This is a genomic window from Planococcus halocryophilus, assembly GCF_022489025.1.
GTDB classification, from domain to species: domain Bacteria; phylum Bacillota; class Bacilli; order Bacillales_A; family Planococcaceae; genus Planococcus; species Planococcus halocryophilus_A.
On record NZ_JAKVTG010000007.1, the window covers coordinates 42,454 to 59,797 of the forward strand.

The 17,344-nt window shown below is 42.7% G+C and carries 12 protein-coding genes and 1 riboswitch; all 12 genes read left to right on the top strand.

Annotated elements, in window-relative coordinates; translation table 11 throughout:
• Nucleotides 1-51 precede the first annotated feature (51 nt).
• The 12 genes from sat (at nt 52) to metH (ending at nt 17,288) form a co-directional block, all read left to right on the top strand.
• Nucleotides 52-1,215: a sulfate adenylyltransferase gene (sat, locus tag MLE13_RS10015; protein WP_240749573.1), complete on the top strand. Its 1,164-nt coding sequence runs from the start codon at nt 52-54 to the stop codon at nt 1,213-1,215.
• Nucleotides 1,216-1,232: 17 nt separating this feature from the next.
• Nucleotides 1,233-3,011 (top strand): SLC13 family permease, encoded by a 1,779-nt coding sequence (locus MLE13_RS10020; RefSeq protein WP_240749574.1) that lies wholly within the window; start codon nt 1,233-1,235, stop codon nt 3,009-3,011.
• A gap of 12 nt (nt 3,012-3,023) precedes the next feature.
• Complete coding sequence (cysC, locus tag MLE13_RS10025) at nt 3,024-3,626, top strand: adenylyl-sulfate kinase (RefSeq protein ID WP_240749575.1); 603 nt, start codon at nt 3,024-3,026, stop codon at nt 3,624-3,626.
• Nucleotides 3,627-3,654: 28 nt separating this feature from the next.
• Nucleotides 3,655-4,368, top strand: coding sequence for a phosphoadenylyl-sulfate reductase (locus MLE13_RS10030; RefSeq protein ID WP_240749576.1), 714 nt, complete (start codon nt 3,655-3,657; stop codon nt 4,366-4,368).
• A gap of 86 nt (nt 4,369-4,454) precedes the next feature.
• Complete coding sequence (gene cobA / locus MLE13_RS10035) at nt 4,455-5,231, top strand: uroporphyrinogen-III C-methyltransferase (RefSeq protein ID WP_065527232.1); 777 nt, start codon at nt 4,455-4,457, stop codon at nt 5,229-5,231.
• A gap of 13 nt (nt 5,232-5,244) precedes the next feature.
• Nucleotides 5,245-5,997, top strand: a complete 753-nt coding sequence (locus tag MLE13_RS10040; protein WP_240749577.1) for a sirohydrochlorin chelatase — start codon at nt 5,245-5,247, stop codon at nt 5,995-5,997.
• Nucleotides 5,998-6,019: 22 nt separating this feature from the next.
• Nucleotides 6,020-6,832 (top strand): uroporphyrinogen-III synthase, encoded by an 813-nt coding sequence (locus tag MLE13_RS10045; protein ID WP_240749578.1) that lies wholly within the window; start codon nt 6,020-6,022, stop codon nt 6,830-6,832.
• A 69-nt stretch (nt 6,833-6,901) separates the two neighbouring features.
• The gene (locus MLE13_RS10050) at nt 6,902-8,737 is read left to right on the top strand and encodes an assimilatory sulfite reductase (NADPH) flavoprotein subunit (RefSeq protein WP_240749579.1); all 1,836 of its coding nucleotides are present in this window, start codon (nt 6,902-6,904) and stop codon (nt 8,735-8,737) included.
• A gap of 70 nt (nt 8,738-8,807) precedes the next feature.
• Nucleotides 8,808-10,523 carry an assimilatory sulfite reductase (NADPH) hemoprotein subunit gene (gene cysI / locus MLE13_RS10055; RefSeq protein WP_240749580.1) on the top strand — a complete coding sequence of 572 codons (1,716 nt, stop codon included), beginning with the start codon at nt 8,808-8,810 and terminating at the stop codon, nt 10,521-10,523.
• A 543-nt stretch (nt 10,524-11,066) separates the two neighbouring features.
• The gene (locus MLE13_RS10060; protein WP_240749581.1) at nt 11,067-11,654 is read left to right on the top strand and encodes a hypothetical protein; all 588 of its coding nucleotides are present in this window, start codon (nt 11,067-11,069) and stop codon (nt 11,652-11,654) included.
• 178 nt (nt 11,655-11,832) lie between these two features.
• Nucleotides 11,833-11,937: riboswitch (SAM riboswitch) on the top strand.
• A 73-nt stretch (nt 11,938-12,010) separates the two neighbouring features.
• The gene (locus tag MLE13_RS10065) at nt 12,011-13,870 is read left to right on the top strand and encodes a bifunctional homocysteine S-methyltransferase/methylenetetrahydrofolate reductase (protein ID WP_240749582.1); all 1,860 of its coding nucleotides are present in this window, start codon (nt 12,011-12,013) and stop codon (nt 13,868-13,870) included.
• A complete protein-coding gene (gene metH / locus MLE13_RS10070) occupies nt 13,851-17,288 on the top strand; it encodes a methionine synthase (RefSeq protein WP_240749583.1) in 3,438 nt (1,145 codons plus the stop codon). The genes MLE13_RS10065 and metH overlap by 20 nt, the downstream gene beginning before the upstream one ends.
• Nucleotides 17,289-17,344 lie beyond the last annotated feature (56 nt).

Genomic DNA, 17,344 nt, shown 5'->3' on the forward strand with positions numbered 1-17,344 from the left:
GCGCTTTTTCAAGAACTAACACGTAGAAAAACTAACATTGGAGGTAATATCATGACAAGTAAAGCACACGGTGGAGATTTGGTAAATAGACAGCTAGTCGGCACTGCAAGGGAACAGGCGTTGAAAAAAGCAGCATCTCTTTCTTCAATATCAATTTCGGATTGGGCTATCTCAGATTTAGAGTTGATCGGTATTGGTGGCTTCAGCCCATTGACTGGCTTTCTTGGGCAAAAAGATTACAGCAGTGTTTTACAAACATCACGTCTAAGCAATGGCACGGTTTGGAGCGTACCGATAACGCTGTCCGTTACAGAAAAAGAAGCGGACCGCTATCAAATCGGCGATAACATAGCCTTAAAAGGCGAAGATGGAATTATTTATGGCACGCTCGAGTTAACCGAAAAGTACAGTTATGACAAAGTATTAGAAGCTGAAAAAATTTACGGTACTACAGAAAAAGCGCATGCAGGTGTAGAGAAATTATTTACACGCGGAAAGATTTACTTGGCAGGTCCGATTATATTGTTGAACCGCCCAGATCACAGCGAATTCGCAGAGTTTCATCTAGACCCTCTTGAAACGCGACAGTTGTTCAAAGACCTTGGCTGGAAAACAATTGTTGGTTTTCAAACACGTAACCCGGTGCATCGTGCGCATGAATATATTCAGAAAGCCGCATTGGAAGTAGTTGATGGATTGCTGCTAAATCCACTAGTTGGTGAAACCAAATCAGATGATATATCCGCCGCTGTGCGGATGGAAAGTTATCAAGTCATTTTGAAGCATTATTATCCGCAAGACCGAGCACGTTTAGCCATTTATCCTGCGGCTATGCGTTATGCCGGACCGAAAGAAGCCATTCTGCATGCCATTGTCCGGAAGAATTACGGATGTACGCACTTTATTGTCGGACGTGATCATGCAGGGGTCGGTGATTATTATGGCACATACGAAGCACAGGAATTTATCAGTCAATTTGAAGATGAATTGGGTATTCAAATTTTTAAATTCGAACATTCTTTTTACTGCAATGCTTGTGAAAATATGGCGACAGCCAAAACTTGCCCCCATGATGCAGAACACCATGTTCATTTAAGTGGGACGAAAGTTCGTGAATTGCTTCGCAACGGAGAAAAGCCACCGAAGCAATTTTCCCGTCCGGAAGTAGCCGATGTGCTGATCAAAGGCTTGCGGGAGACCGTAGTTAGTAACTAATTAGAGGGTGGTTGCCTATGTCAGTCCAAATGATTTTTGTGCTTATTGTCATTGTCGCCATGGTCAGTGCGTTACTTTTTGAAATTGCTCGCCCGGATATGATTGTGTTTTCGGCATTGGTGGTCTTGCTGCTATCTGGAATTTTAACGACAGAAGAAGCATTGCGCGGGTTTTCAAATCCAGGAATGTTGACGATTGCCTTGTTGTTTATCGTAGTCGGTACTGTGCAAAAGCATGGCCTAATCGATCAGATGATGATCAGTTGGCTGAATAAAGGAAAAAGCTTGAAGGGTTCCTTGTTTCGCATTTTTCTTCCGTTGCCTTTGATTTCTGCTTTTTTGAATAATACGCCCATTGTAGTGACGTTGACACCATTATTGAAAAAATGGGCTGAAGAACGCAACATTGCCCCTTCTAAAGTATTGATTCCTTTATCGTATGTAACTATTTTAGGTGGCACCATCACATTGATGGGAACTTCTACTAATTTAGTCGTTCACGGCATGTTGATCGATTATGGTCTTAAAGGATTTTCACTGTTCGAATTGGCCATTGTCGGAATTCCCATCACCATTGTGGGATTGATTTATTTATTCACGGTTGGCAATATGCTGTTACCTGAAAATAAGGGATTCAGTAAACAAGTTATAGAAGATTCACGAAACTACATTGCTGAAATGATGGTCGAGGAAATATTCCCACAGATCAATCAAACAGTAGAACAAGCTAGACTGCGAGAGTTGAAAGGGGTGTACTTGATCGAAATTATTCGTGGCCAGACACGGATTTCCTCGGTTAGTTCGAAAACCGTCATTCAAGCCGGAGATCGCTTGATTTTTACAGGACTTATTTCCACGATTACTGAACTGCAAAAAAGAAAAGGCTTGAAGTTAAAAACCGGCACCGATTTGCAATTGGGTGATTTGAAAAATGGCAATACGCAGCTTGCAGAAGCAGTTGTTTCACATGAATCAACACTGTTGTCGAAAACCATTAAACAAGCTCAATTTCGCTCACGTTTTGATGCAGGCGTTATGGCGGTGCATCGCAATAATGAACGCATTAAAAGCAAAGTCGGAGATATTATCTTACGGCCAGGTGATACGTTGTTGTTGCTTGCTGGAGCGGACTTTGTCGAGAAATACCAGCAATCCAATGATTTTTATGTGGTTTCCTCTATGAAAACACCAAAATCTTTGCAGGAAAGCCGTTTAGTCGGTTGGTTTTCCTTACTGGTGTTAGTGACCGCGATTGTCTGTGTCATTACAGGGTGGTTGACGATGTTCAAAGCGATGGCGTTAGCAGTACTTCTATTGCTAGTAACCAAATCAATTTCTATGGAAGATGCAAAGAATGATGTGCAGTTTAACGTGTTGCTGCTGATTGCTAGTGCATTCGGCGTCGGAGCAGCTATGACAAAAACGGGTTTAGCTCAGTGGATGGCAGATGGCTTATTGGCTGTCGGACAACCATTCGGCCTGTTGGCAATTTTGATTTTGATTTACTTATTGACTAGCGTTTTTACAGAGTTGATCACCAATAGTGCTGCAGCAGTCTTAATGATTCCAATTGGCATCGAAATGGCTAGCTATCTGCAACTAGATCCAATGGGTTTTGCGGTTATTATCACCATTGCCGCTTCTGCTAGCTTTATTACACCTATCGGCTACCAAACCAACTTAATCGTTTATGGACCGGGAGGCTACAAGTTTATGGACTACGTCAAAGTTGGGACGCCACTGAGCATGTTGGTGATGACGGTAACCATCACAATTGTTTACTATTACTGGTTTTAGGAGGAGAAAAAGATGAGCAAAGCAACCAATATTGTTTGGCATGAATCGACTGTCACAAAAGAAAATCGACAAAAATTAAATAATCACAAAAGCGGGGTGCTCTGGTTTACCGGATTATCGGGATCGGGAAAATCGACAGTTTCTGTCAGCCTTGAAAAAGAAATTCATGCGCTCGGAATACGCACCTATTTGCTCGATGGTGACAATGTCCGTCATGGATTAAACAAAAACTTAGGGTTCAGCCAACAAGATCGTACTGAAAATATTCGTCGAATCGGTGAAGTAGGCAAGTTGATGACGGATGCAGGTGTTTTGACTTTGACCGCTTTTATCTCACCGTATCAGGAAGACCGTGCTCAAGTTCGTGCATTACTTGAAAAAGATGAATTTATCGAAGTATATGTAAAATGCGGCGTAGAGACGTGCGAAAATCGAGATCCAAAAGGTCTTTATAAAAAAGCAAGAGCTGGTGAAATCAAAGGGTTTACCGGGATCGATGCCCCATATGAAGAACCGAGAAATCCGGACATTACCATTGAAACTGATAAGCAGACTATAGACGAATCAGTACAGATTATCATCGATTATTTGAAAAAAGCCGGATATCTGGGCTAATGAATTTTAACTAAAGGAGGAATGTGGGATGAGCCATGCATTACTGTATGAGCACTTTACAGAAGATCCGTTTAAAAACCTGGTGCCAAACGATGATTTAAAAGGTGCTGCTGATGTGTTGCGGTGGGCCTATGATTCTTATGGTGAGGACATTGTTTATGCTTGCAGCTTTGGGGCTGAGGGCATGGTGTTGATTGATTTAATTTCTAAAGTGAAAAGCGATGCAGAAGTAGTGTTCTTAGATACGGATGTTCACTTTGACCAAACATATAAATTGATTGATCGTGTTAAAGAGCGTTATCCAACATTGAATATTCGGATGAAAAACCCACTCATCACGTTACAGGAGCAAGCCAATCAGTTTGGCGATAAACTTTGGAACAGTCAGCCAGACAAATGCTGTGACATCCGTAAAGTCAAGCCGCTAGAACAAGCACTTTCTGGTGCTAAAGCATGGATTTCCGGCTTGCGAAGAGAGCAGTCGGCAAGCCGCAGCCAAACCGATTTTATCAACAAAGACAATCGCTTTAAGTCGGTTAAGGTTTGCCCACTGATTCACTGGACATGGGACGATGTTTGGCAGTATATCCATTTGAATAGCTTAGAATACAATGTTTTGCATGATGAGGGCTATCCGAGTATCGGCTGCAAACATTGTTCGTTCGCAGTTACCACTGAAGGAGACAGTCGTGATGGCAGGTGGCAAGGTTTTACAAAAACAGAATGTGGTCTACACACATAATTCTACCGGCAAAATATTATAAACTAACGATCAGAAAATGACGCACTCATCGTTTCTCTGATTAAAAAAAGGAGTCTAGGAAGCTTATGAAAAAAGTTTATTTAGTTGGTGCGGGTCCAGGCGACCTTGATTTAATCACAGTGAAAGGCTTGAAGGCGATTCAAAAAGCCGATGTCATTTTATACGATCGCTTAATCAACAACGAGTTGCTAGACGAGGCGAAAGAACAAGCGCAATTGATTTACTGTGGCAAGAAGCCCGATAACCATTCATTAAAACAAGACGAAATCAACGAGCTGCTGTGCCGCTTTGCACTCCAAGGAAAAACGGTAACCCGTCTTAAAGGGGGCGACCCATTTGTTTTTGGCAGAGGCGGGGAAGAAGCAGAAGCTCTGGTCAATCACAACATCCCATTTGAAATTGTTCCGGGCATTACAGCAGGAATCGCAGCACCTGCCTATGCAGGAATCCCAGTAACTCACCGTGATTATAGTTCATCGGTAGCTTTTATTTCAGGCGTTAGCAAAGTAGGCATAGATCAAGAAGCGTACTGGGAGCATGTGGTCAAAAGTATGGATACACTATGCATCTATATGGGTGTCAGCAAACTCCCTGAAATCTGCAGCCGATTGATGCGCCATGGCTTAAAAGCTACAACGCCAATCGCTTTAATTGAATGGGGGACGACCGAACGCCAGCGAACCGTCACGGGCACATTAGCAGACATCGTCCGACTGGCACAAGATTTCGAAAACCCGTCGATGATTGTGGTAGGAGAAGTGGTTCGTCTGAGAAGCAAATTGCAATGGTATGAGCAGTTAAAAGATGAAAAACAATTTCAGCTTGCCGCCTATGTAGGATAAAGGAGTTGAAGATATGCAGGCTGTATTATACGTAAGTCATGGAAGTCGTGTTAAAGAAACGCGTCAGGAAGCTCTGGCGTTTATGGAGCAAGTATACCGAAATGTAGATGTGGTTCTTCAAGAAACGTGTTTTTTGGAGTTGGCGAGTCCGGATATTGCTACAGGAATTGACAGGCTGGTTCAACAAGGTGCAACGAAGATCGCTGTTGTGCCGGTATTGCTGTTAAGTGCCGGGCATTATTACAAAGACATTCCAGACGAAGTGAAAAAAGCGATTATGCATTATCCAACGATTTATTTTACTTATGGCAAACCACTTGGTGTTCAAGAGCGCTTAGTCAAGATTTTAGTCGAGCGTTTAGAGGAAACAGGAGTAGCACGTTTGACAGAAGCGAGAATTCTACTAGTTGGAAGAGGGGGCAAGAGTTCTGAAATCACTCGTTCGATTGAAAAAATCGCCACGGAATTGGCTGTCAAAATCGACGTGGAAAACGTAGATGTCTGCTATTTAGCAGCGAATACACCAACATTTGATGAAGGACTACAAGCAGCTATCCGTTCTGGTAGCAAACAGATTTTTGTGCTCCCTTATTTGTGGTTTACAGGAAAGTTAGTGCAATCTATGGATCAGAAAATTAGCGAGTTATCTTCAGGAAACCCGCACATCCTGCTTTGTGGGTATTTAGGCAATCACCCTGCTATGGTGAATGCACTTACTGAACGTGTGCATGAAGCCATACAAAACGAACAGCAATTAGCGGAGTGAATAAAGGAAGGAGTGACTGCGCATGAATGGATTGGCCGGAAAGAAAATAGGAGTGGCAGCAGTTCGTGCAGCTAAAGAAATCAGCGTGTTGATTGAAAAACAGGCTGGTACGCCAGTCATTTTCCCAATTCAAGGACGTCAGCGGCTAAACGAAGCCATTAGCGCACAGAATATTACGGATTTTTTAGGTGAATCTTTTGACTGGGCCATCTTCACGACAGGGGTCGGTGCAAGGACATTAACGGATTGCGCAACCACTATGGGCCTTCACTCTCTTTATGTAGACAAGCTGAACAACACTAAGCTAGCAGTTCGTGGCAGTAAAACGATGAAGTGGGTCAAAGAAACGAAGTTAGCACCAATTTATGTTTCAGAAGATGGCACCATGAGTAACTTACTTGCAACTTTAGCACAAGATTTTAAAGATAAAAGCCCGCAACGAATTTTTTTACAAGCCTATGACTTAGATGATCACAAGTTAAAAAAGATTTTGGAAGAGGAGGGTCACTCTGTTTACTTGTCTCGGCCTTATGCTTACGAAAAACCAGATCCCTTGGTCGTGAACGGCTTAAAACAGTCAATTGTCGAACAGTCTTTAGACGCTATTGTTTTTACGAGTAAAACGCAGGTCAACAACATTTTTGGTGATCAACAACAGCAGCCAAACTTGATCAATGCTTTTAATGACCGTGTGTTAGCAGTAGCTGTCGGAAAAGTGACTGCCAGTGCACTAGAAAGCCAGGGTATCAAGCAAGTGCTGCAACCAAATCATCAAAAGATGGGTGCCATGATCGTAGCGATTGAGCATCATTACAGACAATTGACAGAGAAGTAAATAAGAGGGCTTTGCTAAAAATCTATTCACAAACTATAGAAAAATAAACCGATTTCGAGGTGAAATAATGTGCAGTTACAGACAATGAACAGTCCGTTTGACCAAGAACAAATAGAGCTTATCAATCGCTTGCTGCCTATGTTAACAAACAACCAAAAAATTTGGTTGAACGGCTATTTAGCTGGCACCCAGTCAGCTGCTTCAGTAGCTGTGGAAGAACAACCCGGCTTGGAATGGTATGCCGAGCAAGCCGAAGTTATAGCTACACGCAAAGTCACTATTTTGGTTGGCTCTCACACGGGCAACTGCCACACCGTTGCCAACGGCATTTCAAAAAAACTGCAAGAGAATGACTACCAAGTCACGCTTACACCAATGGACGAGTTTAAACCAAAAGACTTGAAAAAAGTTGAAGATTTGCTAGTCATTACGAGCACGCATGGCGATGGTCATCCGCCAGATAATGCGTTAAGTCTCTATGATTTCTTACACAGTAAGCGGGCACCGAAACTTGAGCATGTTCGTTTTTCAGTACTTTCTCTCGGAGACAGCTCCTATGAATTTTTCTGTCAGACCGGAAAAGATTTTGATCAACGTCTCGAAGAATTAGGTGCAAACCGCATCCATTCACGTATCGATGCAGATTTGGATTTTGAAGAATCGGCAGCAGAGTGGTTTGCGGGTGTATTCAGTATTTTAAACAAAGCAAAAGAAACCGATCGGCCAAGCACTTTAACAGATGTTGCTGCACAAAATACAGCCTCCATCAGTCAACCAATTTACTCGCGCAGCAATCCGTTCCATGCCGAAGTTTTGGAAAATATAAATTTAAATGGTCGTGGCTCGAACAAAGAAACACGTCATTTAGAGCTCAATCTCGAAGGCTCTGGTCTCCAGTATGAACCAGGGGATAGCTTAGGGGTGATTCCAGAAAATGAAGAACAGCTGGTGGATCAGTTACTTTTTGTAGCAGAGTGGAATCCGGATGAGGAACTTGTTATTAACAAACAAGGTGAGACGGCTTCATTGCGCGACGCATTGATTACGACCTTTGATATCACGAGTTTGTCGAAACCCTTGCTTAAAAAAGCAGCAGCTTTTGCAAACGGGAATGCGTTAGCAAATTTATTGGCTCCTGAAAACAACGAACAGTTACGGACTTATATACATGGCAGAGACTTGATTGATTTGACTCAAGATTATGGTCCATGGCAAGTGCCAGCTGCTGAATTTATAACCATACTGCGTAAAATACCTGTTCGATTGTATTCGATTGCCAGCAGTTTAAAAGCAAATCCAGAGGAAGTTCACCTGACTGTGGGTGCTTTGCGTTATGAAGCAAATGGACGCAAGAGATCGGGGGTTTGCTCGACACAATGCGCAGAACGTGCCGACGTTGGAGCAACTTTGCCGGTATTTATCCAAAGCAACAACAGTTTCCGGTTACCTCAAAATCCAGATACACCTATTCTCATGATAGGTGCCGGTACCGGTGTCGCTCCTTACCGTGCATTTATGGAAGAGCGGGAGGAACTCGATATTCCAGGAGAGGCGTGGTTGTTTTTTGGTGAACAGCATTTTGTTTCTGATTTTCTTTACCAGACTGAATGGCAGCAATGGTTAAAAGATGGGGTTCTGACGAAAATGGATGTTGCTTTTTCTCGTGACACAGCCGAGAAAGTTTATGTTCAGCACCGACTGTTGGAAAAAAGCAAAGAAGTGTATCAATGGCTAGAAGCGGGTGCCAATGTCTATGTTTGCGGTGATGAAAAATACATGGCGAAAGATGTTCATGCGACGCTTGTAACGATTCTTGAACAACAAGGCAATATGAACTCAGAACAAGCAGAAGCTTACTTAACTTCTATGCGCAGTAATAAGCGTTATTTGCGTGATGTTTACTAAGTACATCGGCTAGTTAACTTTGGATTTGTCTTTATGTGCATGAATTTTTCAATAACGAAAGGAGCTCCTTATGAAAATAAAAAAATTGACTGACATTGAAGGCACGCCAAGTGAAATGGAAGTCATTAAAAATCAAACCAATTATTTACGAGGCAACCTAGTAGAAAGTTTCGCAGAGCGTTTAACCGCTTCAATCCCCGATGATGATGGCAAGTTGCTGAAGTTTCATGGCAGCTATATGCAAGATGACCGAGATATTCGCAATGAGCGCAATCAGCAAAAATTAGAACCCGCTTATCAATTCATGATTCGTGTTCGTTTGCCTTCAGGCATTGCAACGTCTCACCAATGGCTGACAATGGATAAGCTAGCCAATACTCATGGCAATGGAACGTTGAAATTGACGACACGCCAAACTTTTCAAATGCACGGCATTTTAAAATGGAATATGAAAAGCACCATTCAGGAAATGAACCATGCGTTGATGGACACTATTGCTGCGTGCGGAGACGTCAATCGAAATGTCATGTCGACATCCAATCCGTATCAATCGGATGTTCACAGCGAAGTATACGAAATTTCGCGACGATTAAGCGAACATCTATTACCAAAAACAAGAGCCTATCATGAAATTTGGCTAGATGAAGAAAAAGTGATCGACAGTAATGAAGCTGAAGTGGTTGAGCCAATGTATGGTCATTTGTATTTGCCGCGAAAATTTAAAATCGGTTTTGCGATTCCGCCTGCTAATGACGTGGACATCTATTCGCAAGATCTAGGGTTTATTGCCATTTTAGAAAACGGCAACCTACAAGGCTTTAACGTTACAGTGGGCGGAGGTATGGGCATGACGCATGGTGATACCGCGACGTATCCGCAATTAGCACGCGTTATTGGATTTTGTCCACCAGAGAAAGTTAACGCAGTTGGAGAAAAAATCCTCACCATTCAACGAGATTATGGCAACCGTTCAGAGCGGAAAAACGCACGCTTTAAATATACCGTTGATAGATTAGGACTAGACTGGATTAAAGAAGAGCTCAACACACGTCTTGGCTGGGAGTTGGAAGCTGAGCGCCCATTCCACTTTGAACGCAATGGCGATCGTTATGGGTGGATCGAAAGTGATGGCAAGTGGCATTTAACGTTATTTATAGAAAACGGCCGCGTTAAAGATTTTGACGGTTATCCATTAATGACAGGACTTCGCGAAATTGCCCAGGTCCATACTGGTGAATTCCGTTTAACCGCCAACCAAAACTTAATCATCAGCAATGTTTTAGAAAAAAACAAAAAAAATATTGATGCACTGGTTGAGCAATACGGACTGACCGACGGGAAAGAAAATTCTGCATTGCGGAGAAACTCAATGGCTTGTGTAGCTCTACCAACTTGTGGACTGGCGATGGCTGAAGCAGAACGGTACTTGCCAGTATTGGTTGATAAAATCGAAGAAATACTCGAGCAAGCGGGTCTTCGAGATGAGGAAATCATCATTCGCATGTCGGGGTGTCCAAACAGCTGTTCACGTCCGGCATTAGGTGAAATCGGCTTTATCGGCAAAGCACCCGGCAAATACAATATGTATTTGGGAGCTGGTTTTGCAGGCGACCGGCTAAATAAACTATACCGTGAGAATATTGGAGAAGAAGAAATTTTAGCGACATTAAAGCCTATTTTCTTCCGGTATGGGAAAGAGCGATATGACAATGAGCATTTTGGCGATTTCGTCGTTCGTACGGGTTATGTAGCACCGGTCACATCGGGACTTCACTTTCACAGCTAGTCAATCGCATCAAGTAATTGCTAAAACTCATCGCAAAAAAAGACGGAGGAAATGAACTTTTTCTTCGACTTCTTTTTGTGGTTTATCAAACTCGTAAATTGGACGAGCGATGAATTTCTAGAGTGCTTGCTTATATACTTTTGCGGTCTTAAGAAAATAGAAAGCGTTAGTGTGGATCTATAGCAGAGCTTTTTGTGCCGAGCTGGTGGTTTAGTGCGAGCTTAAAAGGACTCGGAGCTGAGGGAACTTTGGATTCTGACTTATCGGATGGAGACTGGCTGTCGACATTTGTTTAAATTGGTTTTATCATCGTGACATTTGGAACGGCATTAATAGTTCAAATGTTCACCGGATCAGCATTCTTATTTTGTGAATGTTGAAATTTCGTACTTATGAAATAAAAGTAACTTCTAAGTAGTCTTTTTTTCACGGATAAAAAGAACTATCTCTTTTGTGTAAATATGATTATGATAGAAATAAGTAATCACAGATGGATGCAAAGGGGATAGCGAGATGAATTGGTTGCCGAGGAGAAAAAATAAGGTGACAGCTTTTTGGGAGTGGTTTGTTGTCAACGAGCAAGCATACCTCAAACTAGAAGGTACAGGTGCAGTTAAACTGTTTAGCCAATTGGAAAAGAAGTTGCAAAAAGTAAATAAACACTTAGCTTTTGAAGTGGGCGACATTCGAGAGAATGGTAAACGGGAATTCATCATTAGTGCAGATGGCATGGTTGAAGCTTTTGACGATGTGATCGAATTAGTTAAACACGCTCCTAAACTTAGTGCTTTTGACATTACTGCATTCCGGCAACAACAAGCTGAAGAAGTTACCGTTGAATATGGCGATATCGAATTGGGATGGGATGATCTTTTTTGCACATACGAAAAAGAAGAAACTAACGGTGAACTCAATTTGATTCTTTATATTAAAGGGTTTAACGAAGAAAATGAAGATGAGTTTGTTTCGGCTTCCTTTATTCTGTTGGATACAGTTATTGGAGAATACAATGTAGGGATGCACATTGGGGAGATCGAATTTACGAATTATGCGGGTCAAGCTAATGTTCGACCAGTAAAAGAGTTACAAAGCTTATTTATAGCTGATGGCTTAACACAAAGTGGAACATGAAAGACTGAAAGCCCTAACCGGAATTTGATTCTGGATAGGGCTTTATCTGTGGAGTGAGTGCCTTATAAAAATGTTTTTTTAGCATTTCACAGAAAGTTCACGGTTTTTCGACAGATTATCTTGACCTAACCTCTAGATACCTGTACTATACTAAGAATACTTATAACTGAATAGTGAATTCTTATCGAGAGAAGTTGAGGGACTGGCCCTACGACACTTCAGCAACCAGCCGAAAGGTAAGGTGCTAAATCCAGCAGGCAAAAAAATGCCTGACAGATGAAAAGGAACGAGTTTGATATCGTAAAGCCTTCTTTTTCATGAAGGCTTTTTTTGTTTATATTAAGGGGGGTATATAGATGGGTTTATTAGATGAGTTGAAGACGAAAATTTTGACAGCAGATGGTGCCATGGGAACTTTGCTGTATTCATACGGCATCGAGTATTGCAACGAAGAGCTGAATTTACAACGCCCCGAAATCGTTGAGAAAATCCATCTCGATTATATCAAAGCGGGAGCAGATATTATTCAAACCAATACGTACGGGGCGAACGCGCTGAAACTAGCTCGTTACGGTTTAGAATCGCAAGTCGCAGAGATTAACAAAGCCGCTATTGAAATCGCAAACCGAGCAGCAGCACCAGGTGGACAATTTGTGTTTGGAACGATTGGTGGCATTCGAGGTATCCGGAAAAGCGATGCCAGTTTGCAAGAAATCATTGCCATGGTTGACCAGCAAGCTACTCATTTACTAGAAGGAAATCCAGATGGATTATTGCTAGAAACTTATTACGATTTTGAAGAACTCGCAGCGACCGTTAAACATTTAAAGAGCATTACCAATACACCGCTGATTGCCCAAGTGTCAATGCATGACCCAGGGATTTTGCAAAATGGAATGTCGTTGAACGATGCGTTGCATCAATTAGAATCACTCGGTGCAGACATTGTTGGGGTCAATTGCCGATTAGGTCCTCACCATACCATTCAAGCATTTGAAGAAGTGACATTGCCTGAAAAAGCTTTTCTATCAGCTTATCCAAATGCCAGCTTGCTGGATGTGGAAGACGGACGAATTGTTTATGAATCAGAGGCCGATTATTTTGGCCGAGCAGCTTTATTGTTAAGAGAAGAAGGCGTTCGATTGATTGGTGGTTGTTGCGGAACGACGCCAAAACATATTGAAGCCGTGAAAAAGCATCTAGGTCAGCTAGCGCCGATTGTCCATAAAGAAGTAACCGAAAGAAAGCCAATCGTTATTCGAGAAGCCGAAGCATTAGAAGTAAAGCCACTTCACGAAAAAGCAAAAACCGAACGAACGATTATTGTAGAACTCGACACACCACGTCATTTAGATGTCACGAAATTTTTAGAAGGTTCGGTTGCGTTAAAAGCAGCGGGCGTCGATGCGGTAACAATGGCCGATAACTCACTGGCCTCACCGCGCATTAGCAATATGGCAATGGGTTCAATTTTAAAACATACAGAAGATATTCGTGCACTTGCTCACATTACGTGCCGCGACCGCAATTTGATTGGTTTGCAATCGCATTTGATGGGCCTCGATGCACTTGGCATACACGATATACTTGCCGTGACTGGAGATCCGACCAAAGTTGGTGATTTCCCTGGAGCGACAAGCGTTTATGACGTATCGAGTATGGAATTGATTCAATTGATCAAGAAGTTAAATGAAGGCATTTCATTTTCCGGGAAGTCGTTACGGAAAAAAGCCAACTTCTCGGTTGCCGCCGCCTTCAATCCAAATGTTCGTGTGCTTGACCGAGCAGTCGCGAGACTCGAAAAGAAAATTGAAAGTGGCGCGGATTATTTTATTTCGCAGCCGGTTTATACGAAAGAGAAAATTGCAGAAATTTACGAAGCGACCAAACATTTAGAAACGCCAATTTTTATTGGGGTAATGCCATTGACCAGTATTCGCAGTGCAGAATTCCTGCACAATGAAGTACCAGGCATTAAGCTGTCAGATGATGCATTAGCGCGCATGCGTGCATGCGGTGATGACAAAGACCTTGCAACTCAAGAAGGCATTCAAATTGCGAAAGAATTAATTGATACTGCAGCCGAATTGTTCCATGGTATCTACTTAATCACACCATTTGTTCGGTACGATATGACCGTAGAACTGATTCACTATATTCGTCAACTAGATCAACAGAAAGAGAGCGATCACAGCCATGTCCAAACATCTTATTGAACAACAACTGGAAAAAAGAATATTGATCATCGACGGAGCCATGGGAACAATGATTCAAAACGAAGATTTGTCTCCTGAAGATTTTGGCGGAGAAGAGTTTGATGGCTGCAATGAATACTTGAACATTGTTCGCCCAGATGTTATCAAAAATGTGCATATCGCTTATCTTGAAGCGGGCGCCGATATTCTTTGCACCAATACGTTTGGTGGCACGCCAATTGTCTTGGACGAATACGGAATCGGTGACCAAGCAGCTGACATTAATAGACGAGCAGTCGAAATTGCGAAAGAGGCGACTGCTGCTTTTTCTACACCTGAATGGCCACGTTTTGTGGCAGGTGCCATTGGACCGACAACGAAAACCTTGTCTGTAACAGGCGGTGCCACTTTTGATGAAATGCTGGAAAACTTTTATGTGCAAGCGAAAGCATTAGTTGAAGGCGGCGCCGATTTGATTTTATTGGAAACCAGTCAAGATATGTTAAACGTTAAAGCCGCAACTATCGGTATTAAACAAGCGTTTGAAGAAACCGGCATCGAATTGCCGATTATGGTGTCCGGCACAATCGAACCGATGGGAACGACGCTTGCCGGTCAAAGCATTGAAGCTTTTTACATTTCTATTGAACATGTCAAGCCCTTATCAGTTGGATTAAACTGTGCAACAGGTCCGGAGTTTATGACCGATCATATTCGTTCATTGTCAGAGCTGTCGGATGGCTATGTTAGTTGTTACCCGAATGCTGGCTTACCCGATGAAGACGGTCATTACCATGAAACGCCAGAATCGCTTGCAAAAAAATTGCGTGGCTTTGCGGATAAAGGGTGGTTGAACGTCGTAGGTGGTTGTTGTGGGACAACTCCAGCACATATAGCGGCAGTTCGAGAAGCAATGGATGGCTTGCCACCGAGAAAGCCAGATCCTGTCGAACATGGCCACGTGGTATCCGGGATTGAACCTTTGCAATACGATGAAACAATGCGTCCATTATTTATCGGAGAACGGACAAATGTTATCGGTTCTCGTAAATTCAAACGATTGATTATTGATGGTCAGTTTGAAGAAGCCGCTGAAATCGCTCGTGCGCAAGTGAAAAATGGAGCACATGTCATTGATATTTGTTTGGCAAACCCTGACCGTGATGAAGTTGAAGATATGACTCATTTCATGAAAGAAGTTGTGAAGAAAGTAAAAGTGCCATTAGTAATTGATTCCACGGATGAAGAAGTCATTGAAGTAGCATTGAAATTTTCGCAAGGCAAAGCCATTATCAACTCCATTAACTTAGAAGATGGAGAAGAACGCTTTGAGGCCGTAATGCCGCTTGTGAAAAAATACGGAGCTGCTGTTGTGGTTGGAACGATTGATGAAGTGGGAATGGCCGTTACACGTGAACGGAAACTTGAAATTGCAGAACGCTCTTATGATTTACTAGTCAATAAATGGGGACTTGCACCAGAAGATATCATTTTTGATCCACTCGTGTTCCCAGTCGGAACAGGAGATCAACAATATATCGGTTCTGCAGTTGAGACGATTGAAGGCATTCGTCTCATTAAAGAAAAGCTGCCGCGTACGTTAACAATTCTAGGCGTCAGCAACGTATCATTCGGCTTGCCGCCGGTTGGTCGTGAAGTGTTGAACGCCGTGTATTTGTACCATTGCACACAGGCCGGTTTGGATTATGCCATCGTCAATACAGAAAAACTAGAGCGCTATGCATCGATTCCGAAACAAGAAATTGATATGGCCAATGAACTGCTATTTACCACTACAGATGCTACCTTAGCTGACTTTACGGCTTTTTATCGTGATAAGAAAAAAGAGAAAACCGAAGACGATATCCCAAAAACGGTACCAGATCGCTTAGCTTACTATATTATAGAAGGAACAAAAGAAGGGTTAATTCCCGATTTGGAAAAAGCGTTGGATATGTACGATGAACCACTTGATGTCATCAATGGACCTTTGATGAAAGGAATGGCTGAAGTGGGTCGATTGTTTAACGACAATCAATTAATTGTTGCGGAAGTGCTGCAAAGTGCAGGTGTTATGAAAGCAGCAGTGTCATTTCTTGAGCAGTTTATGGAGAAAAAAGAAGACGATTCTGGTAAAGGGAAGATCGTATTGGCTACTGTTAAAGGCGATGTTCATGACATCGGCAAAAACTTAGTGGAAATCATTTTGAGCAATAATGGCTTTAAAGTCATTGACGTCGGGATTAAAGTGACACCGGCTACGTTGATCGAAGTGATTCGAAAAGAAAAGCCGGACATGATTGGTTTGTCAGGTTTACTCGTCAAGTCGGCAAAACAAATGGTCATTACCGCGCAAGATTTTAAAGAAGCAGGCATAGATGTACCTATTTTGGTAGGGGGAGCGGCGTTATCGAGACGCTTTACCGAAACGAAAATTTCAGCAGAATACGACGGTCCGGTCATTTACGCGAAAGATGCGATGCAAGGACTCGACTTGGCGAACCGTTTGCAAAGTGGAGCAGGAAAAGCGGAGCTGTTGTTAGAATTAGATGTGCAGAAAGAAAAACGCCAAGCATCTGAAGCGGTCCGCGCAGCCAAACCAGCTGTGGCTGTGGCTGAAAAACCGGTCAAAACAGTACGAGAAGATGTCACAGTTTACGTGCCAAATGATTTGCGTCGTCACGTATTGAAAGATTATTCAGTGGCTCATTTATACCCGTACGTCAATATGCGCACATTGATTGGCCACCACCTTGGGTTAAAAGGCTATAGCGAAAAAACACTAGCAAATGGCGATCCGCGTGCTGTTCAGCTTCATGAACTGGCTACTGAGTTCCTAGGTTCAGGTGTATTAAAGCCATCGGGTCTGTATCAGTTTTTCCCGGCTCAAAGTGACGGAGACGATGTTATCGTTTACGACCCAACAGACGGCAAAACGGAAATTGAGCGATTTACATTCCCACGTCAATCAGCGCCACCATTTTTATGTTTGTCCGATTACTTAAAATCTGTCGACAGCGGCGAAATGGATTACGTGGCCTTTATGCAAGTAACGGCTGGATTTGGTGTACGCGAGCAAGCGACACGCTTGAAAGAACAAGGCAAATTTTTAGAAAGCCATGCACTGCAAGCAACAGCACTTGAATTAGCAGAAGGCTTTGCCGAACGCATTCACCAAGAAATCCGCGACCAATGGGGATTCCCAGACGCAACCGATTTCTCCATGCGCGAACGCTTTGCTGCCAAATACCAAGGACAACGGTTCTCTTTTGGATATCCCGCGTGTCCGAACTTAGAAGACCAAGCCAAATTATTCAACTTAATCAAACCAGAAGATATCGGCGTTCATTTAACCGAAGAATATATGATGGACCCTGAAGCATCAGTGTCCGCGATTGTCTTTGCGCATCCGGATGCGAGATATTTTATTGTGGATTGATGGAAGAAAAGCGGAAGCGCCCGTGTAGCTCTGCCGGGCATAAGACAGACCAGCGA